The 19,715-nt window shown below is 47.5% G+C and carries 20 protein-coding genes; 10 read left to right on the forward strand and 10 right to left on the reverse strand.

All coding sequences use genetic code 11. The features are described 5' to 3' along the window. Positions 1-41 precede the first annotated feature (41 nt). Entirely contained in the window at positions 42-482 is a 441-nt protein-coding gene (locus AM1_RS17100; RefSeq protein ID WP_012164133.1) for a VOC family protein, read from the reverse strand. Positions 483-569: 87 nt separating this feature from the next. Further along, positions 570-1,076, reverse strand: coding sequence for a TIGR02652 family protein (locus AM1_RS17105; protein WP_010475808.1), 507 nt, complete (start codon positions 1,074-1,076; stop codon positions 570-572). 143 nt (positions 1,077-1,219) lie between these two features. Between AM1_RS17105 and AM1_RS17110 the strand changes: the two genes are divergently transcribed. Together AM1_RS17110 and AM1_RS38740 are read left to right on the forward strand one after the other, a co-directional pair. Next, positions 1,220-1,759, forward strand: coding sequence for a gamma carbonic anhydrase family protein (locus tag AM1_RS17110; RefSeq protein WP_148215760.1), 540 nt, complete (start codon positions 1,220-1,222; stop codon positions 1,757-1,759). Positions 1,760-1,842: 83 nt separating this feature from the next. Continuing rightward, the gene (locus tag AM1_RS38740) at positions 1,843-1,959 is read left to right on the forward strand and encodes a photosystem II protein Y (protein WP_012164135.1); all 117 of its coding nucleotides are present in this window, start codon (positions 1,843-1,845) and stop codon (positions 1,957-1,959) included. A gap of 167 nt (positions 1,960-2,126) precedes the next feature. Here AM1_RS38740 and AM1_RS17115 read toward each other — a convergent pair whose 3' ends face one another. The 4 genes from AM1_RS17115 to AM1_RS17130 all read right to left on the reverse strand — a co-directional run bounded on the left by AM1_RS17115 (position 2,127) and on the right by AM1_RS17130 (position 4,032). Further along, entirely contained in the window at positions 2,127-2,660 is a 534-nt protein-coding gene (locus AM1_RS17115; RefSeq protein WP_010475813.1) for a ComEA family DNA-binding protein, read from the reverse strand. Positions 2,661-2,680: 20 nt separating this feature from the next. Then, positions 2,681-3,094 (reverse strand): NINE protein, encoded by a 414-nt coding sequence (locus AM1_RS17120; RefSeq protein ID WP_012164136.1) that lies wholly within the window; start codon positions 3,092-3,094, stop codon positions 2,681-2,683. A gap of 115 nt (positions 3,095-3,209) precedes the next feature. Further along, a complete protein-coding gene (locus AM1_RS17125; RefSeq protein WP_010475817.1) occupies positions 3,210-3,410 on the reverse strand; it encodes a hypothetical protein in 201 nt (66 codons plus the stop codon). A gap of 184 nt (positions 3,411-3,594) precedes the next feature. After that, positions 3,595-4,032, reverse strand: a complete 438-nt coding sequence (locus tag AM1_RS17130; protein WP_012164137.1) for a hypothetical protein — start codon at positions 4,030-4,032, stop codon at positions 3,595-3,597. Between the two features lie 286 nt (positions 4,033-4,318). Here AM1_RS17130 and lipA point away from each other — a divergent pair, with 286 nt between their 5' ends. From lipA to AM1_RS17150, 4 genes are all read left to right on the forward strand, one after another. Further along, positions 4,319-5,203, forward strand: coding sequence for a lipoyl synthase (gene lipA / locus AM1_RS17135; RefSeq protein ID WP_012164138.1), 885 nt, complete (start codon positions 4,319-4,321; stop codon positions 5,201-5,203). Between the two features lie 198 nt (positions 5,204-5,401). Continuing rightward, positions 5,402-6,391: a Ycf66 family protein gene (locus AM1_RS17140; RefSeq protein WP_012164139.1), complete on the forward strand. Its 990-nt coding sequence runs from the start codon at positions 5,402-5,404 to the stop codon at positions 6,389-6,391. 93 nt (positions 6,392-6,484) lie between these two features. Continuing rightward, the gene (locus AM1_RS17145) at positions 6,485-6,736 is read left to right on the forward strand and encodes a bacteriocin immunity protein (RefSeq protein ID WP_012164140.1); all 252 of its coding nucleotides are present in this window, start codon (positions 6,485-6,487) and stop codon (positions 6,734-6,736) included. Positions 6,737-7,032: 296 nt separating this feature from the next. Continuing rightward, entirely contained in the window at positions 7,033-8,838 is a 1,806-nt protein-coding gene (locus tag AM1_RS17150; protein ID WP_012164141.1) for an ABC transporter ATP-binding protein, read from the forward strand. A 17-nt stretch (positions 8,839-8,855) separates the two neighbouring features. On the opposite strand, the gene AM1_RS17155 is transcribed toward AM1_RS17150, so the two are convergent. Next, positions 8,856-9,848, reverse strand: a complete 993-nt coding sequence (locus AM1_RS17155) for an S-layer homology domain-containing protein (protein ID WP_238549000.1) — start codon at positions 9,846-9,848, stop codon at positions 8,856-8,858. Positions 9,849-10,006: 158 nt separating this feature from the next. Between AM1_RS17155 and AM1_RS17160 the strand changes: the two genes are divergently transcribed. After that, positions 10,007-11,224, forward strand: a complete 1,218-nt coding sequence (locus AM1_RS17160; protein ID WP_012164144.1) for a class I SAM-dependent methyltransferase — start codon at positions 10,007-10,009, stop codon at positions 11,222-11,224. A gap of 13 nt (positions 11,225-11,237) precedes the next feature. Here AM1_RS17160 and AM1_RS17165 read toward each other — a convergent pair whose 3' ends face one another. The 3 genes from AM1_RS17165 to AM1_RS17175 form a co-directional block, all read right to left on the reverse strand. Continuing rightward, on the reverse strand, positions 11,238-13,235 hold the full coding sequence (locus AM1_RS17165) for a tetratricopeptide repeat protein (RefSeq protein WP_012164145.1): 1,998 nt from the start codon (positions 13,233-13,235) through the stop codon (positions 11,238-11,240). 55 nt (positions 13,236-13,290) lie between these two features. Further along, positions 13,291-14,316, reverse strand: a complete 1,026-nt coding sequence (locus tag AM1_RS17170; RefSeq protein ID WP_012164146.1) for a tetratricopeptide repeat protein — start codon at positions 14,314-14,316, stop codon at positions 13,291-13,293. 201 nt (positions 14,317-14,517) lie between these two features. Further along, the gene (locus tag AM1_RS17175) at positions 14,518-15,507 is read right to left on the reverse strand and encodes a glycosyltransferase (RefSeq protein WP_012164147.1); all 990 of its coding nucleotides are present in this window, start codon (positions 15,505-15,507) and stop codon (positions 14,518-14,520) included. Positions 15,508-15,607: 100 nt separating this feature from the next. Here AM1_RS17175 and nusB point away from each other — a divergent pair, with 100 nt between their 5' ends. The 3 genes from nusB to AM1_RS17190 all read left to right on the forward strand — a co-directional run bounded on the left by nusB (position 15,608) and on the right by AM1_RS17190 (position 19,639). Continuing rightward, entirely contained in the window at positions 15,608-16,225 is a 618-nt protein-coding gene (nusB, locus tag AM1_RS17180) for a transcription antitermination factor NusB (RefSeq protein ID WP_012164148.1), read from the forward strand. 54 nt (positions 16,226-16,279) lie between these two features. After that, on the forward strand, positions 16,280-17,785 hold the full coding sequence (gene ftsY, locus AM1_RS17185; protein ID WP_012164149.1) for a signal recognition particle-docking protein FtsY: 1,506 nt from the start codon (positions 16,280-16,282) through the stop codon (positions 17,783-17,785). Between the two features lie 429 nt (positions 17,786-18,214). Beyond that, the gene (locus tag AM1_RS17190) at positions 18,215-19,639 is read left to right on the forward strand and encodes a PP2C family protein-serine/threonine phosphatase (RefSeq protein WP_012164151.1); all 1,425 of its coding nucleotides are present in this window, start codon (positions 18,215-18,217) and stop codon (positions 19,637-19,639) included. The last annotated feature ends 76 nt before the right edge of the window (positions 19,640-19,715 follow it).

Consider the following 19,715-nt stretch of genomic DNA (forward strand, 5'->3'; position numbering starts at 1 on the left):
AAAGTCTCCTAAGACAGGGATGCATGAACGAAGATAACAAGTTAAGTCAAGCTCTCTAGTGCAGATGTAGGACCTAGATTATGGAGGATTTCTAATGGTAAGCCGTCGGCATCAGCGGCAAAGGCCACATGATACGTTTGGTTACCAATGGTTTGTGGCATGGGATAAAGCAGGACTTTTAAGGTAATTGAAACTGCTTTGAGTCGTTCTCGCCATTGTTCAAGCCAGGTCGATAAGGTTTGGTCTGCCAATAGGTCATCTGTGACATCTATCGATAAATGATAATAGCCTACGTAATGTTCGTCGCCAAAGGCATCGGCTGGCGGTTGAGGATCTGGGATTTGAATCAGTTCGAGTCTGCCAATCGGACCCTCCAGCCAACACCCCAGAGTATACCCAGTTGTAAATCGTTCGATAACGTCGAAGTCTAGAGTTTGATAGAACGTGATCGCCCGGTGGATATCCCCGGTCCGAATCGACATATGATGCCCCTTCATGGCGATATCCCGATACGCTGACCATTAGATATACCATAGCCTTATCATCGCTGAGCTATAGATTCAGAAGGCTTAATCAAATAGGCGAAAATGAGGAGAATTACTGGGAATACCAGGTTCCTTATCGAGATCAAAGTTAATGACTTGCCAGCGAGGATCATCCTCAGAGTCTGGGCTAAATTCTACGGGTAACCCATATAAGCGCGGACGCCCGGACGGGTTTTTCTCGGACCAAGGGGAATGTTCTAGATAGGTGTTGATTAAGATTCGATAGCGTTGGGCAATAATCACTTTGGTGGCACGATACCCTTCGGTATAGAGGCGATCTAGGGCTTCATGGATTTCAAAGCGAATCCCATCAGGATGGGTATGTTGGCGGTACCATTGCCCATCCCATAACCGCCAATGACGCCCCGATTGAAGGTGGACCAAATCTTCGGTCTTGGGGTCGGCTTCAAAGGCACCGTGACGTTGGCAAAGATAGGTATCGGTTAAGGTTAAAGCGGTCATCATTTGCCGGCAATGGGGACAGAGTGTCTCAGGCCCAAAAATTGGATAGTGCATGCTGACATGTGTCATGGAGTCAGAAAGAGCCGAAGAACTCTGGTTGCCGCTCAGGTGGCTTCATTATAACTGTGAATTGTTGAGCGTGGCTGTTCTGAATGGTCTGGAGGCTGTCTCTTTTCAGGGTAGGATCGAGGCGGTGTTTTAACCCGATAACCTTGGAATTTTCTAGTCCCCAATATTGGCCACCACCAGATTGTTCCTTAGCGGCATTTGTGGCAGATAATGCCACGGTGATCGGCAATATTCAAATTAATCGAGAGGCAAGCATTTGGTATGGTGCGGTGCTGCGGGGTGATGTAGAACGCATTGAAATTGGTGAATATACCAATATTCAAGATGGGGCCATTCTCCATGGTGATCCAGGACAGCCAACGATTCTAGAAGATTATGTGACTGTTGGTCATCGAGCAGTGATTCATTCAGCTCATATTGAGCGAGGCACATTGATTGGCATTGGCGCCATTGTTCTCAATGGCGTGCATATTGGTGCTGGCAGCATTATTGGGGCTGGGGCAGTGGTTTCGAAGTCGGTTCCCCCTCGGTCCCTGTGGGTAGGGATACCTGCCAAGCCTTTACGAGAACTGAGTGAAGCAGAATCCGATAATTTGATAGACCATGCCCGCCACTATCAAAAATTGGCTTTAGTTCACGCCAATCGCGGGACTGATTTGGGTTTCAAAACTATTGAGCGCTAAGTCTAAGGGATTCCGATTAGAAAAATCTGACTAATTGTAGGACAATAAGTAAAAAGTGCTTTTAAAATAATTCTGAGAGGAGATTGAGCATGGATGTACGTTTATTAATTGTTTTAGCTCCTGTTGCTATTGCTGGTGGTTGGGCTTTGTTCAGAATCTTCCCCGCCGCTATCGAGCAATGGCAAGGCATGAACAAGTAACCGGGACGTAATTGTTCAAGGTACTCCTAACTTAGTAAACGAGTCAGAGGCTAGCGTCAGTTGGCCTTTGATTTGCGCTTTAAACGGTTCGGAGCACCAAAACTGAGAAGCCAAAGCTATTGGTTATCGGTCGATATGCTTAACGGATATTCCGCTTTAGAGCGTTCCTAGCATCTCAAATAAGGCAATAATTGTTGCGTTGTTTCTCCCGATAATTTTAAACGTCGTTGCAAATCTGCTATGTGTTGATAGGGACCGTGGGCAATGCGATCGCGGATAATGTTTCGTGCCAAACTCGGTATCATCTCGGGTATCGTCATCAGCTGTTCTACGGACGCCGCATTGAGGTTGAAAGCGGGGGCTAGGGCAATGCTCTCCTGGTCGTAGTAGCAAAACTGCATCACTGCTGCTAACGGCTGCATCCGCTGGACGGGCTGGGATAAGGCAGCAGCCACATCTTCAATGGCGTAAAATTGGACGCCGTTCTGGGTTAATTGCACGAGCTGTCGGGCCTGATGAATGGATAGGCCCGGCAGGCGCAGCCAATCATCGACACTGGCTTGATTCACATCAATTCTCACGCCCAACTCAGCGGCTAAGGCAACTTCTGCTAGGGACTGAAACCGATAATAGGGGTCAGCCAAAATCTGATCTCGTAGCGGTCCTTGTTGTTGAGTCCACTGTACGAGGCGGTTGAGCATGGCTAATTAATTTAGGTGCACTAACCTAAGAGCTGTCGTCGCTGTTGTTCAAATTCGTAGTCGGTCACTAATCCCTCTTGGCGGAGGCTTTCGAGCTGGCGTAGTGACTCTGCGATCGCATTCATTTGTGCGGGTTCGAGGGTGGGTTGCGACGGTTGAGGCCAAGCCGGATTAAACGCTTGGTGGAACCGATCATCCCCCTGAGTTAAATAAATCACAGCATCGCATAAGCTCGCTACTCGGGTGAGAGTGGCGATGGGTAACGTTGCCCAAAAAATACCCGGCAGCAAATACACGAGACCCCAACGAGTCTGGCCCAGATAAAGCTTATGCAGACCGGGTAGGAGTAGACCTGCAAGGGCTAGGACAATGGCAACGATACGATTCTTGGGTCTCGGTAAGGCAAGACCCGCTTGAGTCGAGTCAAGAGTCATCGGTCAAGAGAAAACACAACGGCTAGCTGAATGGATTAGTTCTAGCACATTGCTGGCGCTCCCGTGCAAGGAAAAAAGCGATCAGTCTCTTCCGTCAATAGAACGGTGGCTGATCTTAGGGAGATAGGCGATGAGCGAGTTTCTCCATCCACCGGACTGTTTTTTGCCAAGTATGGCTGGGAGAAGGCTTAACCCTGTAGGGCTGTCGTCGCTGACACCCTTGCAAGTTCTCTAGCATCCGGTGCAGATTCTGATCTTGTGCCGCCAGCTGATGGGTGAGGCAATGGGATTGGCGCTGGCAAGTTTGACAAAGCATAGTAGACAATCACTCCTACTCAAGGAAGTCGCGATGCCCTAGAAAGGCTCGAACATCGCAATGGAGAACGCTTTTGAGGAGTGAGGGAAACAATAAAAGGTTCATCAATTCTAGCCAAGACCTACCCAAATGGCAGGCTTGCAATATTTCGTTTTATAAAGCAATATGAGACAGAGGCTGAATATCAGTCTATGTAAGCGTGAGAGACAGAAACCACATATTGTTGAGCATTGCTGGTGTCGATCAGCACTTCCATAAGGTAAGCACCATCAGAAAAATCTGCGTATAGCAGTGATGCCATCTGTTTCCCTTGTTGTTGCAGGGGTGAATCAGAGAAAATTTGGCTATCCGTCTGGCGTCGCCATTGCTGAATTTTGCTGAAAGGTGCTTGCTGCTGCAAGGCCAGTAAGTCTTGGGGCTGAATCGTTAACTCTGCTTGATAAGTAGGATTAAAGCCTGAAATGCATTGTTCTCGGAGAATACGGGCACTGGCAGGCCATTGAGTAATCTTTACTTTGGCGTCAAAGGTGTCACAAGGAACTGAGCCGCCTAAAGGGTTCCAACACCCTCCTAGTCCGATAACCAATACCCAAAATAGTTGGCTACATCGAGTTATTTGCAAGAGAGTGCTCCCCAGAGTCTTAACGCGTGTAATTTCAAAAGAATCATAGCTTTTTGACTCCCTTTTCACGATGAAGCTGCTGTTGCAGGACTTGAGACTATCTCATTCCGTACTGGTTTGAATATGGTCCATCACCCCCCAACTTTAGGGATTTTCAGTTAACTTTGATGGGGAGTGGCAGCGCCAAAGCTGGCCTATTCTGGAAGCGCCTATGCCCACCTAGCCGACTTATACCGGAGGAGGCAACATCCCTTACAGTGGAGACAGAACATTTCAGGTCAGAGTAGTGGTTGTTAAGCCCAATTGGTTACGAGTGAAAGCCCCGCAATGGGAGCGTGTGGGCAATGTTAAAGACATTTTACGGGACCTACATCTGAATACGGTTTGTGAAGAAGCCTCCTGTCCCAATATTGGAGAGTGTTTCCACCACGGCACGGCGACGTTCTTAATTATGGGACCAGCCTGCACTCGGGCTTGCCCTTATTGTGATATCGATTTTGAGAAAAAGCCCGTAGCCCTTGACCCCACAGAACCCCATCGCTTAGCAGAAGCCGTGCGTCGGATGGGGCTCAATCATGTGGTGATTACCTCGGTCAATCGCGATGATTTGCCTGATGGCGGAGCCTCACAGTTTGTTCGCTGTATAGAGCAGATCCGAATCCTGTCCTCCCAGACCACCATTGAAGTGTTGATTCCTGATTTATGTGGCAACTGGGAAGCCCTAGAGACCATTCTGCAGGCGGCACCGGAAGTGATCAATCACAATACGGAAACCATACCGCGTCTGTATAAGCGGGTTCGCCCTCAAGGAGAGTATCAGCGGACGTTGGATTTGCTGATGCGATCACGCCAGCTCGCCCCTTGGATTTACACAAAATCCGGCATCATGGTGGGTCTAGGCGAAACAGATACTGAAGTGCGAGAGGTCATGGCTGATTTACGCCAAGTGGATTGCGATATTCTCACCATTGGCCAATATTTGCAGCCCACAGCGAAACACCTAGGTGTGCAAGATTTCGTCCATCCCGATCAATTTGCTACCTGGCAAGCCCTCGGGGAAGAGATGGGCTTTTTGCAGATTGTGTCCTCCCCCCTCACTCGCAGTTCCTATCATGCCGAGCAAGTCCAAGCCTTAATGGCAAAATATCCTCGTGCTAAACCTGAACTATAGTGACACTCTAGAAAGTGTCACCTTCTGGTAAAGGCCAGGACCTGCCAGTTTTTTATGCTGGGTGACAGAATTTCATACACTTTGTCTCCGCTAGCGAAGCTCAAAGCCCGTGTAATTTGAAGAGGTGTGTCTGCAAAAGGCATGCCTCTTTGATTTTTCTAACTTGACCCATAGGAAAATGACTAGAGGGTGGTATGAATGGGGAATCCTGTTTATGCTGAACGGAGAATCTGGGCCATGCTTTCCTTAGCCTTAGTGTTGATCGTGGGTTTAGGCAGTGTAGGGCTGTATTTAACAGCCTACGTCTATCCAGAAATTCACCGCAAAACCGATGTTTGGTGGAGCGGTACGGGACTTTTTTATGCCTTAATCCTGTTGATCTATCGCCGTCCTGTCGGCTTGTTGTTGGGCCATACAGCGAGTGTTTTCCTGCTGGTTTGGCTGAGTTATCAAGCCTTGCAGCGTCGCTGGGCTATGGTAGAGGCGAATCCAGCACAACCAGATCCAGGAACTTGGGGGGCTGATGCCCGAAAGATATCCGATCAGGCCATTGCCAAAATTACTAGCGTGAATTGGCAAGGATTATGGGAAAAGATGGGACAGCAGGCGGATGATGGAACGTCTGACAAGTCAATTTTGCCTCCGGCCATCAAACAGCGCCTAGACCTATCAGGCTTAGGTGAAAAACTAAAAGGCATGATGGGTGGCAAGCAGACTCCTGAGGTTGAGGCCCCCGCAGAGACTGTTCAGCCTACTGCTGTCAGTACGCCTGTAGATGCACCTGCCACAGAACCTCCTGCTGAACAAACCACTGAACCAATATCAGACACCACAGTACAACCAGCGCCCATCGCTGAAACAGCTCCCCCGATTGAAGAACCTACTGCTCAGGTGTCCTCGAGTGAAGAACCAGTCGTTGACGCAACACCTGTGATTGAAGCACCCACTACAGTGCAAATGCCAGCTACTCCTAGTTCTGATGTCTCTACGAACAGTTCAGCCCAAGCAGCCGGAGAGACTGAACCTGCGGTGCAGACAGAGGTTGTGGCAGAATCTTCAAAAGCTGTAGAGCCCAATACCGATAAAGCTGACTTAACGGCTGAGTTAGATCAAGTCATTTCTGACCTCTCTCCAGATGGACAAGACACGACTCCGAATTTGCCTCAACCTCCTGATCCACTGGGATAATGTGGGCAATTTATCCAACTCCCAAGTTGTAGTGCCATTACTAAGCAGTGATTGAGTTGTAGATTTTGCTGATTAAGGTCAGCGTTAAAGCTGATGATATTTCCTGAAGACCCTAGCCGCGATGAGTTAATCAGAATTGTTCAACTGATTATCGAGTCCAAGGGGACAGAGACAGAATTGGATCAGATGCTAGATTGGGTTGAAACCTATAGTCCTCACCCGAATGTGTCTGATCTGATCTTCTACCCCGAGGATAGTGACAGTCTTACAGCCGAGAATATCGTCGACAAGATATTCCAATATAGACCTATCATCACTTCTTCCTTCTCCACAGAAGCACTGTAATTCTGTGACAGTATGAAATGAAGTAAAACAAGTGTGGCTTCAACATATTTTTGTTTGAGAATGCCGATAGCTTCAATAGCAATGGAGAAATCTATACTGTAATGGCCCTAGTCTTCAAGCCCAGAGATTTATGAGGAAGTGTAAGGGATCGATTGGGGGAGAATACCTGGGAATCTCTGTTGATCCATAAGCTGAATAATGCCATGATCGCTCAGCGCCAGAAGATATCGATGGCCCAGAAATTATAAGGTGCACGTTGTGATGTGCACGGTTAAATCTCAATAGATAACCCTGAAATGAAAAAGTTCTTAAAGCAATTTCTCTATATACTAGCAGACCAGAAAATTATGCTATTGGTTTTGCTGGCTGCTGTTTTGGGAAATGCTGTTATAGAAACCTTAGGTATTGGCCTGATTGGACCTTTTATTGCCTTTGCAAGCGATCCAGAGCTAGTAGAAAAAACAATTGTAATTGGCCAAGTCTATGACTGGTTGAACTTTGAATCTAGGGAAAGGTTTATTGCATTTTTGGCTTTATTTATTATTATTATTTTTTATGTAAAGTCTTTTCTGAATTTTGTTATTCGTCGCTATATTTTTAACTTTGTATATCAGTACCAAGGTAAGCTGCGGATTCGGTTGTTAAGTGCGTATATGCAAATGCCATATACATTTCACTTAAAAAATAATTCCGCATTTATGATTCAGAGCATTATGAATCATACAGTTAGCTTTTGTAATGGCATCTTACTAGAGCTGCTGAATTCATTTGTTAGCCTAACGATTATTACCTTTCTGAGTATATTGCTGATTTATACGAGCCCTATCGCAACCATTGTGATTGGACTGATTCTATTTGTTGTTTTTGCGATTATTCTGCGCTTAAAAAATACGCTTTCTCGTTGGGGCAAAACGATTGCCCAGTCTCAAGCTGAGATGATTCGAGTCGTTAACCATAGTCTAGGGTCTGTAAAAGAGACCAAAGTCATTGGGTGTGAGTCATTCTTCTTAGATCAACTAGATACCCAAGCTCAGTTATATTCCACTTCTCTCAGCGATTTCATGTCCTTCAATCAAATCCCGCGCATTACGATTGAAGCCATGATTATGACCTTTATTCTAGGTTTTATTTCTGTTTCGATCTTAACGAATCAGGACTTCCAAGGGCTGATTTCGACATTGGGTATCTTTGCGGTTGTATCGATACGATTGATGCCTTTGGCAACACAACTCAGCAAAGGTTTGAGCGTTTTAAGAAGCTCAACATTTGTCTTGGAAAAACTGTATCACGACCTAAAAGAGCTAGAAAATCATCAGGCCCTCATAGCGCCTTCTGCAGATGTTGCGGCTCAGTTCAAACCAGCGAATGGTAGTTTGGAACCTTCTCATTTAGACTTTGAACAGGAGATTTTATTAGATAAAATCTCTTTCCAGTATGAAGGTGCTAAAAACCCGTCTCTCAATCAGATTCAACTTCGTATTAAGAAAGGAGAATCCATCGCTCTGATTGGTAAATCAGGTGCAGGAAAAACGACCCTAGTAGATGTGCTCCTAGGCCTTCTGACGCCGACAGGGGGAGATATAAAAGTTGATGATCAATCGGTTTACCAAGATTTGAGGGCTTGGCAGAATTTATTGGGTTATATTCCCCAATCTATCTTTTTGATTGATGACACCTTAGAGCGCAATATTGCCCTTGGGGTGCCCGATCACCTGATTGATGAGACTCGACTTAACCGTGCCATTGAATTAGCACAGCTATCTGAGCTCGTGAAGGAGCTACCCGATGGTGTGAATACGAATCTAGGAGAGCGTGGAGCCAATTTGTCTGGTGGTCAACGACAACGGGTTGGGATTGCCAGAGCTTTGTATCATGAGCGGGAAATTTTGGTGTTGGATGAAGCAACCTCTGCCCTTGATAATGAAACAGAGGCGCTGGTGTCAGAGGCGATTCGCTCTCTGAGTGACTCGAAGACGATGATTATCATTGCCCACCGTTTAACCACGGTGGAGCATTGTAATTGCATTCATCTGATGAAGAATGGTCAGATTATTCAATCTGGAACCTATGAAGAAGTGGTTTTGGCAGCTAATGAAGAATAATGGGCTGCTTTTATCTCCTAACTGAGTTCTTTCTCTTTCCGTTCCAAGGCTTTAGGAGCAGTTTCTCTGCCAATTTGCCAGAGGGTTGCCGCTGCTTCATGGCGCTTGGCTGCTTGTTTGGGTTTAAAGGTGCCAATTTTGCCAAAAGCCCGCTCGATATTACTACCTTGGGGCCCTTTGGTGAACAAATCGTTGTAAATATAGCCTGAGTGTCGTTTGTCAATCTCGGCAATATCGCTAAATTTCCAGGCAGCTCGGAGCGAGGAGGCACTGACAGGTTTGATGCTCTTGCCCTTGTCTATGCCAACTTTGATGCTGATCATCTCTTCACGAGTAATGGGTTGATCGGGTTTGAAGGTTTTGTCGTCGTAACCCACGGAATAGCCCGCATTGGCTAGGGCTTGAACAACTTTAAACGCGGGATGTTTGGCATCAATATCTGTGAACTCTGGGTCGAAAGTAGGGGCCAAACGAATCTTTTGGGCGGGACGACTGATGGCGTTATGGGCCTTGAATAGCCAGAGCATATATTCACCCCGAGAGATTGACTCGTAGGGCTGAAAGTTTTGATCGTCCGTTGCTTCTAATATCTCTAGCTTGATCAGATCGGCAATCAGCGGTTGCGTTGGCAAGTCGGCAATATCTTTGAAGGCGACAGCAGCGGGCTTGGTGGTTTCTGCCTCTGAAACAGGGGCATTATCCGAGGTATCTTCAGGTGCCTTGGAGACGATCTCTGAGACGGGCTTGGCTTCTTTGAGGGGATCTGAGCCTAGGCCAATTTCGTCTTGTTGCTCTTTGAGGGTTTTATTCTCAGCCTCTAGATCTTGTAATTTGGACTTTAACTCAGCCACTTCATCGGTTGTTTGGGTGGAGTCCTGATTGGCCTGATTACATCCACCAATCAATAGCCAACTACTGAGAAGAGATAGACTCAACAAGGAACGAAAGACAGGTTTCTTGGTAACAATCTTCATGGGGAGATAAGCTTCAACGGAATAAGGAAGGGACACAATTTTGATGTTGTGATGCTAGCTGCAAGAAAAGGCTGACTAAACTTTATGCTGCCCATCAACGATCAAATGCCTCCCACTGTTTTATACCTAAAATACTTTTTTGAGGGTGATCACTCTCACCCTTATCCGCAATACCTAAGACCAGGACAACGACTTTGACCCATCCGGACTCATTTAACCCCATTCTTTTTCAACGGATTGCCAACCGCATTCATGAGACACCTCACCAGCGGATCACCTTTGCTGAGTTTATGGAGCTGGCTTTGTACGACCCTGAGCAAGGCTACTATGCGACGAACCAGGTCCAAATCGGAGTGGCAGGGGATTTCTTTACTTCTCCTCATTTGTGTCCCGATTTTGGAGAATTGCTGGCTGAACAATTTCTAGATATGTGGCGGGTGATGGGGCAGCCGGAGCCGTTTACGTTGGTTGAAATGGGGGCCGGTCAAGGTTTGGTGGCGGCGGATGTACTGAAATACCTGGCAACCCGAAAACAGTCTGCAGAGGCATCTGATGACTATGCTGCTTTTTGGACCGCTTTACGTTACCTCATTGTGGAAAAAGCAGAAGGTTTAATCGCAGCACAACAGCGCTTGTTGCAGCCTTTTCAGTTTTCGCCTGACAAAGTGCAATGGATGGGGTTTGAGCAGCTACCTAAGACGGGGATAGTGGGCTGCTTCTTTTCTAATGAACTGGTGGATGCGCTACCAGTTCACCAATTTGTTGTCCAGGATGGCGCTTTGCAGGAAGTGTTTGTGACCGTTGATGCGGAGTCACGGTCTTTTACTGAGGTGATTTCAAACCCATCGACGGGCCGCTTGGCAGAATATTTAGTTGAGCAAGGCATCGATATTGGCGCAGGGTATGAAGACGGATATCGCAGTGAGATTAATTTAGCGGCACTGGATTGGTTAGAGACGGTCTCTCAAAAGCTAGACCGGGGATATGTACTGACGATTGATTATGGCTACTTAGCGCCGCAATACTACAGCCCGCAGCGGCTACAGGGCACACTGCAATGCTTTCGACGGCATGGTGCCCATCAAGATCCCTATGCTTATCTTGGGCATCAAGATATTACGGCTCATGTGAACTTTACGACCCTAAAAAAGCAGGGTTTAGCCCTAGGGTTAACGTCAATGGGCTATACCCAACAAGGGTTGTTTTTAATGGCGTTGGGCCTGGGCGATCGCTTAGTTGCCAATAACAATACGAGTGATATCTCTCAATTGAATGAGGTGATTCGGCGACGGGAAACTCTTCAGTCTTTAATCAACCCTTTAGGGTTAGGCGGTTTTCAAGTCCTGATTCAAGGGAAAGGCTTGAACGAGAAAGAACAAAGCCAGGTATTGAAGGGCTTACAGATGCCTTGATGCGCCAGGAAGATTATTGACCCTTGACTGAATCCGTTTCGTGCCACCCTAATTGCACAGCTTGCTGTAAGGCTAGATCTGCCGTTTCTGTTTGGCCCACTGTTTGTAAGGCTTTGCTAAGGTTCACATAAGACTGAGCTTCATAGGGATAGAGCTGGATGGCGCGACGATAGGCTGCGATCGCACCCCCGTATTGCTGCTGTTGCATTAACACTTTCCCCAGACTGGTATGGGTTGGCGCTGTTTCTGGGAGGAGCCGTAGGGTTTGGTGATACGCTTCAATCGTCTCTTTGGGTTTCTCCTGGAGAACCAGCACATCTCCCCAGGATTGATAAACATATAAGTCGGCTAAATTTGGACTGATTTCCTGTGCTCGTTTGACATCAATAGGGTTGGCTCCAATTGCATCCTTATGAATGGTGTAGGTCATTGCATCATTCCCCACTCGATTAGCCCGATAGGCAGCTTGGATGACTTGGGGAGGGATAGCCTGACTTTGCTGTTGAAAGAATTGAGAAGCAGCTGTGATGTCTGTCGGATTGTCCGTAGCGGTGGCTAAACAGTGATGGGCAGCAGAATTCTGGGCGTCAATGGCCAACCCTTGGCGGCAATATTGAGCGGCTAATGTAGGTTGTTGGTTGGCCAGTAGTAACCGTCCCAACTGAGTATAAGCATGTACTTCTTTGTTGGAGTTTTGCCGCAATATGTCCAAGGCTTCTCTAGGGCGCTGTAACTTGACTAAGGTCTTGGCAATGTCCCTGTTGGCATATTTATTGAGTTGATATTCCTGCTGAAAACTGGTTAAGGCTACTTTGACTTGACCTTTCTTGAATTGAACCTGACCTAGGCAAGACCATGTGTTTGCCAGATTTCTATCTTGTTCTTCTTTATGCCAAGGTGAGGATTGAACCTGTAGATCGGTTAGAAGTTCTTTGGCTTGTTGGCAATTGCTTTCAGCCTTAGCTAATTGATTAGCTTGAATGTGTTTCTTAGCTTGTTCAAGCAAATGCTTGACATAAATTTTTTGAAATGGCCCCTCTGATTGCAAGTACTGCCTCGATATTGCCTTAGCTTCCTCCACTTGGTTGTGATCCACTAAGAATTGGATAAAGCCTAGAGCAATCGGTCTTGGACCGATAGGGTCTGTAAGTTCGAGAGATTTGCGAAAGGCTGATTTTGCTGGTTCGATACGATTTAATGAGTTGAGACTGAATGCTAACTTTTGATAGGCATAAGCTTCATTCTCTTTGTGGTTCAGGTATTGGCTATCGGTTTTAACCCCTGTACGGTAGGCTGCTAGTGCTTCATCTACGCGGTTTGCGCGAACCAAAGCATCACCCAGCAATCGGTGAGAGAAACCTGAATTGGATTTGGACTTGAACCAAGTGTGACGAAAAGCAGTTAGTGCCTCATCTAGTTGGTCATGTTTGACCAAGGCATTCCCTAAATATTCATAAATCTTCCAATCTGGCTTTTCTGTAATAGCTTGGCGATAAGCTTTGATCGCTTCAGACAGCCGTCCTTCAGTCTCCAACGCTAGTCCGAGTCGAAAATGGACCTCTGCTTCCTGCATCCCTTTGGGGGCCTCAGGATAGCTTTTCATGATGCCCTGGCGAAAGGTTGAAATGGCATCTTCTGTCTTGTTCTGTTTCACTAGAGCTTTGCCCCAGCTTTGATAGATCCGCGAAACATTGGGAGGATTTAAGGCGATGGCTTGCTGATAGTGACTAATCGCTTGATCGACCTGATTTTCAGCCACCAGAACCAAGCCCAACTGATGATGGGCTTCCGCATCTTTAGGGTTGAGCTTGAGGGCCTGTTCCCACACCTGGGTTTGTTGGGTCCTCGCTAACAATCGCTCTACTGGATTGTCTTGTTCGCCAGAGTTCTTGGCTGTCTCCGCAACGGGCTGAGCTGGTGATGGATGAGTTGAAATCAGGTGGTGACGATACAACAGACCGATAGACAATACACCTAAACAAGCAAGGGATAGGGCGGTCTTCTTTTTCATGGCAATTCAGGGAGAGATGAAATCGATTAAGGCGAAATGAGTGCTAAAGAACGGGCTACAACCGCGATTTGGCTTTGGCTAGATTGTCTTTTGCTTCCGTCAAATTGGGGTTGAGGGAGAGGGCTTGTTCGAAGGATGCGATCGCAGCTTGAATCTCTCCATGTTCCAGCAATGCTCTCCCCAAACCGCTATGAATATTAGCGTCATCAGGCTGTAATCGAAGGGCTGCACGATAGGCGTCGATACCCATGTGAAGATGTTGATAGGGCATAGTTGCCCCAGCTTGTGCGTAAGACTGAGCCGCCGCCGCTAGCTGACCTGCCTTTTCTTGGGCAGATGCCAGGGAATAGTACATGTGGCCCGTCGGATGGATGACAATCGCTTTTTGGTAAGCGCGGATAGCGGGCTGGTATTGCTCAAGCGCCACAAAATCATGGCCCACACCTCGCCAGGCTAACGCTTTGCTGTCGGTATACGAGGATTCCAAATCCTTTAAACCGTTCGACATCTCATTGGCCGCAATTTGTTGTTGATAGCCCTGCACATAGGCCATCATCGCCGCTTCGGCATCACCTTTGGCGACTAACGTTTGGCCTAAGCCGAAATAAAGCGTTTCATCTCCTGGGTAAAGAGCAATCGCCCGCTTTCGATACCGCAATGCTGCATCAACTTCCTGATGTTGAGTCAGAAGATGGGCCAGTTGAGTACGAGCGTGAGCGTCATACCATGCCGAGCTTCTGGCCGTAAACTGAGTCTCAAGCACCAGAGCCTGGCGAAGTGCTGGCAAGGCCTCTTCCAGTCGTTGGAGCTGGACCAACACCTCTGCCATCTGACGATATACCTGGGAGTTGGTGGTATCCACCGCCAAAGATTGACGATAAGCAATTATGGCTGCCGCTAATTTACCGTCTTGGGCTAAACGATTGCCTTGCTTAAAAAGCTGCTCAGCTGTTGTAGAGGGCTGAGTTGGGGTCTCTTTAACCTGTTGATGAGGCAGATCTAAGGGTTGCGAAGGTGCCGCTGGTGAGGCAACGACCAAGGCATTCAGCCAAACCAAGGCCAGAGAGGAAACTGTTTTCATAGAAGTAACCACAATAGGGAATCGGTCTGACAGCGCTCCCATTCACCGTCAGACCTAGAGTGGGCAAAGCTTCCTGGGGGAATGTCACTTGCGCCAAACTATATTGATAGTATCGGCAGTTTTATATAGTATTTCAGTGATATGTGCCTGAAAGGCGAGTGACACTTATCACGCTGCAAGCATCTAAAAAGGTCCGATCGATCAAGATACCTTTTTTAGAAGCTTACGCCAGATCGTCTGCAGGCGAAGTTGGGTGATCCGCATGGGCGTGAGAGGCACAATACCAGCTTGTTGATGGGGTTGAGCGTCAAAAAATGCGTTAACCTCAGTCAGAATTACCTGCAGCCTGTGCAGAATATTCTCCGTCCGATATTCGGCTAAGACCGATTCTGGTAAACCAACGGCTTGCTCAGACTGCAACACCTGCTGAATCCGCTGTACATCAAAGGTGAGGGAGTGCCCTGCAATTTTGTAACAGTTGAAACCTGGATCTAAGTAATCTGACAACCCACCATTAATACTTGAAAACACCTGACAGCCACAGGCCATTGCTTCCATCGGCTGTAATCCAAAGCCTTCACTCACCTTTTGTTGCGCCCAATATTCGGCTGAATCGTAGAGATACACTTTGGCTCGATTAAAAAGCTTGGATAAATCTTCGACATAGCTATCGACCACCATCACGTTGCAAACCTGCTGCAAGGCTGGAATCAGCTCCTGTAATAGATAAGTTGAAGATTTCCGGGCTTGCACCAATACATCAATATTCCGGTCCAGATTTAAGTTCTGAAAATTGTCTGAAATTTGGTTGGGTAAGTAGTACAGCAGGGAATGGGGCGATCGCTGTCCCCAATAGCCCAAGGTATTTCGACTGACGGTAATAATAGGAACCCTGGCAGGTAGAGTAAAGCCATAGCCTGAGCTATGGGCATGGTAAATCACGTTATAGTCGATTAACTGTTGCGCCAGTTGCCCCACATCGAAGCCCCAGCTAATCACCAAAATGGCTTGATCGAGGGGTTGATTGAGTAAATCAGCTAGGAATAGAGTGTCAGGCTCCCGCTGTTTGTAGGTGACTACCTCTGCCGAACAGATCTGCTGGGCCAATTTCAAGGTTTTCAGTTCGGCCCAAAGGCCACCGCAGGCATACTTACCGCCTAACCCTGGAACCAGAAAATATAACTTGCGCATACCTCAAGCCTGTCGACTAGAGATAGTGTAAGCCGCCAATGCTGAAATTGAACGCTGGATATTAAGATTAGAGAGTTCTGCAAGCCGTCCCTATTTCCCCATGCAACCTCGCCGAATTGCCCGTGAATTGGCACTTTTAAGTATTGGTCAATTGCCTAGCAATTCCGATCGCCTCGCCAACCAAGATTTGCAAGCTGTGATGATTACGGCGGTACGGACCCTGGTGGCTGAAGTGCAAGAAGCACTAGAAACGGCAAGTGCTGAACTAAAACGGGGTAGCGATCGCATCCTCGATAGCGAACTCAAAGCCATTGATGTGCAGAGTTCGCGGGCGATGGTCACCGAAGCCATTGACCTCACCAAAACAGCCGTCAACCGCTTAGGGCTAGCGATTGACTTTCCCGAATTTATCCAGCTGGCCAATCAACAGTCAGTCCGAGACTACACCCTCGACTTAATTGGAGCCGTTCACCATCATCGTGACGAAATTGACCAAATCCTAGAAACATCCTTGGTAGATTGGCAGCTCCATCGATTAGCCCATATCGATGCCAATTTGTTGCGGTTGGCCGTTGCTGAAATGAAGTATTTGGATATTCCCAATCAAGTAGCGATTAACGAATCTGTCGAGCTGGCCAAAAAATATAGCGCCGAAGAGGGTCATCGCTTTATTAATGGTGTTTTGCGGCGGGTAACCCGTCAGATCGCGGTACCTTAATATGCGGTAGGTTGAAATCAAATCCGCCCCCATCGTTTCGTTTAGGAAAAGGTCATGGTTTTTAATTGGTTTCGTCGCCAATTTAATAAGGAAGAAGCTGAGGAGCAAGATACACCACCTGCAGTGGAAGCGGAGCAAGATGCCCCCAGCGACGACAGTGAAGATAGCGACGATGCCGAAGAGACCAGTGAAGCTGAAGATTATCGCAGTTGGGCCGAGACAGCCTTCCAAAAGATCCAAGAGCGACAGCAAGAAACTACTGCTGAGACCGTTGCACCAGCCGTCGATGCTAAAAGTACCTCAACAGATGAAGTAATCGTTTCCCCAGACGTCGAGGTAGAGAGCTCCGCAGTAGCTGAGGTCACCCCAGAAGCTGACCCTGAGCCTTCTCCAGAGGCCACCTCCACCACGGCTGAAATCGAGGAAATTGATGCAGTCGCACCCGAGGTTGCCTCTTCTCCTGAGCCGATTGCAGCAACTCCAGCACCGGTTGCAAAAACTGAATCGCCTAGCCAAACCTCCCCTCCCGCCAAACCTTCTCCCTCAGATCTGCAGTTTGATGAAGGGTTTTTATGGTCTGCGGAAGTATTAGCAGCCCAGGGCCGTCGTCCTGAAGAAGTCTCCGTTGAAGAGATTTCCTGGCTGCAAAAGCTGCGCCAAGGACTAGGCAAAACACGACGGGGTTTAGCCAACCAACTCAAATCGGTGGTAGGCCAAGGCCCGTTGAATGCCGATGCGGTGATGGCAATTGAGTCATTATTGCTGCAGGCAGATGTGGGGATTTCGGCGACAGATAAATTAATCGAAGCCTTGCAGACCAAAGTTCGGGAAGAAACCCTGCCCCCGGATGCTGCGATCGCATATCTCAAAGAGATTATGCAGGATATCCTCGATGCCCCAACCCAAAAGAACTACAGTCCTAACTTTGCCCCCAAACGGGAGGGAATGAATATCTGGTTAATGACCGGGGTCAACGGCGCCGGTAAAACCACGACTATCGGCAAACTAGCTCATATTTCTAAGGAGTCGGGGTACGACTGTCTGATTGCAGCTGCCGACACCTTCAGAGCTGCAGCCGTCGAACAAGTAAAGGTGTGGGGACAGCGTAGCAATGTCGATGTGATTGCGAATCCTGGTCAAAATACAGACCCTGCTGCTGTCGTCTTCGATGCCATTACTGCCGCCCAAAAGCGCAATATTGATCTGTTGCTGGTGGACACAGCCGGGCGCCTCCAGAATAAGAAGAACCTGATGGATGAACTCAACAAAGTTCGACGGATTGTCAGCAAGAAAGCCCCAGATGCTCATATCGAGTCCCTGTTGGTGCTGGATGCCACTTTGGGCCAAAACGGGTTGCGACAAGCCCAGGTCTTTTCCGAGGCGGCTGAATTAACGGGAGTCGTACTGACCAAACTGGATGGCTCTGCTAAAGGTGGGGTTGCTCTAGCGGTGGTTCAGGAGTTAGGTCTGCCCATTCGATTTATAGGTGCAGGCGAAGGCATTACGGACTTGCGCCCCTTTTCTAGCTATGAATTTGTCGAGGCACTCCTGAGCACCTAGTCTTTTTTGATCTATAAAAAAAATGCTTCATAGTTTCATTGCCCCATCTTGATGCCAGAGCTCCTTCAAAAATGGTTGGCAATCTCACCAGAAGTGCGCTATACCAGATTGAAGAAAACAACTGATATTGGTCATGTTGTTTTCTTTTTAGGAGTGGTATCACAATTTTCGCAGTTATTCTTGGTGGGTTCCTGATAATTGCTACAGTTCACAGCAATTTCAGAAGCGTTTAGCAATGTAGATAGATTATTCTTCTAAAGAGAAAGTGTATCGGAGTATACTGTTACATCCCTAGTACTTGTCTATTTTTCTTTAGTTAGAGTGCAACTGCCCAAAGGGTTGACAAGAGTGCTAAGCTTACTGGGCATAACTATCAATAAGTAACGCAACACTCGTTTTCCCCTACGATACTGGCTTGTATTTGCCTTTATGTCTCGAGTTCCACTTCCAAACCAACCTTCCCAATCTTTGGATTTAGACTATCCAGGGGTGGCGACAAACGTGGCAACTGTGACAGCGCTGCAAGAGCTTGTTTCCCATCTCCGTCGAGAACAGGCAAAAGCGCAAGATTTATTGAGTTCCCTAAGCTTTTCGTTAAGGAGCTTTAATAATCTCAATCAGTTCCTCGCCTTAATTCCTCTAATTGTTAGCCGTGTGACCGATGCGGATGCTGCCGCTTTAATTTTGTTTCGTCCTAATGGACAAGTCTCTTTAGAGCAGCTTTACTGCCACGAAGGACAGCAATGTCGAAATATTCGCTTAGCCCTAGAAAATGTGACCCGTCAGTTTACGGTTAATGGTTCTCCTGCTAAGCAACCGAACCTAGTTCTAGAACAACAGCTGGGCCATCTTTTGGGCACAAACTATCAGTGGTTTAGTACCGCTATTTTAGTCCGAAATTTTGAACTCCATGAGCGCGGTCGGCTGTACCTGTTTAGCAGCAATCCTGACTATGAATGGACTGAAACGCGGCAAAAGCTGGCTCAATTAGTTGCGGATCAAACGGCGGTTGCCATTGAAAATGACACCCTGACCACCCAACTCCGTAAGCAAGAGCGGATTACCCGTGAGCTAGAGATTGGGGCAGAGATTCAAGCTCGCTTATTACCCAACTATTCTCCCAAAATTGAAGGTGTTGCCCTAGCGGCCACCTGTCAAACCGCCAATCAGGTGGGGGGAGATTATTACGACTTTATTCCGATTTATCGACAGTTACCGACCTCCCGCCAATATCGCCTCAACCAGGCCGATCGTTGGGGGCTGGTCATTGGTGATGTCATGGGTAAAGGCGTCCCTGCTGGGCTGATTATGACCATGACCCGCGGTATTTTGCGGGCAGATGCGTTGCATCATCACTCTCCAGCTGAGATTTTGAAAAATCTCAATCAGGTCATGTATGCCGATTTAGAAAATTCTAATCGGTTTGTGACGCTGTTTTATTCAGAATATGACCCTAAGACTCGTCAACTAAGCTTTAGTAACGCGGCTCATAATCCGCCGTTGCTGTGGCGCGCTCGGGAAAATGTGATTGAGCGTTTAGATACAGACGGTATGCTGATTGGCCTAGATGCCAATACCGAGTATCAGGAGGATAAGGTTACTCTCTCTCCAGGGGATACGATTATCTACTATACCGATGGCTTTACGGATGCTGCCGGTCCCAATGGTGATCGCTTCGATGAAGAGAACTTAATTGCGGTGTTTCAAGAAGCTTGCCACACCTGCCATGGCCCGCAAGAGATTCTGGATTACCTATTTGAGCGCTTGCAAGCTTTTATGGGTGAGCGCAACCAAAGTGGTGATGATGTAACCCTGATCGTCATGCAAATCACACCCATGTTGATGACGTTTTAAGAGCGCCGCTTGAGTTTTAACATTCCTTCTAGGGATGTTAGGGGGTGTTGCATAAATGGTAACTCACCCAATAGCG

Origin of the sequence: Acaryochloris marina MBIC11017 (assembly GCF_000018105.1) — a bacterium.
In the GTDB taxonomy this organism is placed as follows: domain Bacteria; phylum Cyanobacteriota; class Cyanobacteriia; order Thermosynechococcales; family Thermosynechococcaceae; genus Acaryochloris; species Acaryochloris marina.

Excerpts from the sequence above, each read along its gene's own strand:
- AM1_RS17175 (WP_012164147.1), bottom strand. The coding sequence starts at position 15,507 with ATGCGCAAGTTATATTTTCTGGTTCCAGGGTTAGGCGGTAAGTATGCC.
- AM1_RS17140 (WP_012164139.1), top strand. The coding sequence starts at position 5,402 with ATGGGGAATCCTGTTTATGCTGAACGGAGAATCTGGGCCATGCTTTCC.
- AM1_RS17125 (WP_010475817.1), bottom strand. The coding sequence starts at position 3,410 with ATGCTTTGTCAAACTTGCCAGCGCCAATCCCATTGCCTCACCCATCAG.
- AM1_RS17120 (WP_012164136.1), bottom strand. The coding sequence starts at position 3,094 with ATGACTCTTGACTCGACTCAAGCGGGTCTTGCCTTACCGAGACCCAAG.
- AM1_RS17100 (WP_012164133.1), bottom strand. The coding sequence starts at position 482 with ATGTCGATTCGGACCGGGGATATCCACCGGGCGATCACGTTCTATCAA.
- AM1_RS17165 (WP_012164145.1), bottom strand. The coding sequence starts at position 13,235 with ATGAAAAAGAAGACCGCCCTATCCCTTGCTTGTTTAGGTGTATTGTCT.
- AM1_RS17190 (WP_012164151.1), top strand. The coding sequence starts at position 18,215 with ATGTCTCGAGTTCCACTTCCAAACCAACCTTCCCAATCTTTGGATTTA.
- nusB (WP_012164148.1), top strand. The coding sequence starts at position 15,608 with ATGCAACCTCGCCGAATTGCCCGTGAATTGGCACTTTTAAGTATTGGT.
- AM1_RS17105 (WP_010475808.1), bottom strand. The coding sequence starts at position 1,076 with ATGACACATGTCAGCATGCACTATCCAATTTTTGGGCCTGAGACACTC.
- AM1_RS17170 (WP_012164146.1), bottom strand. The coding sequence starts at position 14,316 with ATGAAAACAGTTTCCTCTCTGGCCTTGGTTTGGCTGAATGCCTTGGTC.
- AM1_RS17150 (WP_012164141.1), top strand. The coding sequence starts at position 7,033 with ATGAAAAAGTTCTTAAAGCAATTTCTCTATATACTAGCAGACCAGAAA.
- AM1_RS17145 (WP_012164140.1), top strand. The coding sequence starts at position 6,485 with ATGATATTTCCTGAAGACCCTAGCCGCGATGAGTTAATCAGAATTGTT.
- AM1_RS17115 (WP_010475813.1), bottom strand. The coding sequence starts at position 2,660 with ATGCTCAACCGCCTCGTACAGTGGACTCAACAACAAGGACCGCTACGA.
- ftsY (WP_012164149.1), top strand. The coding sequence starts at position 16,280 with ATGGTTTTTAATTGGTTTCGTCGCCAATTTAATAAGGAAGAAGCTGAG.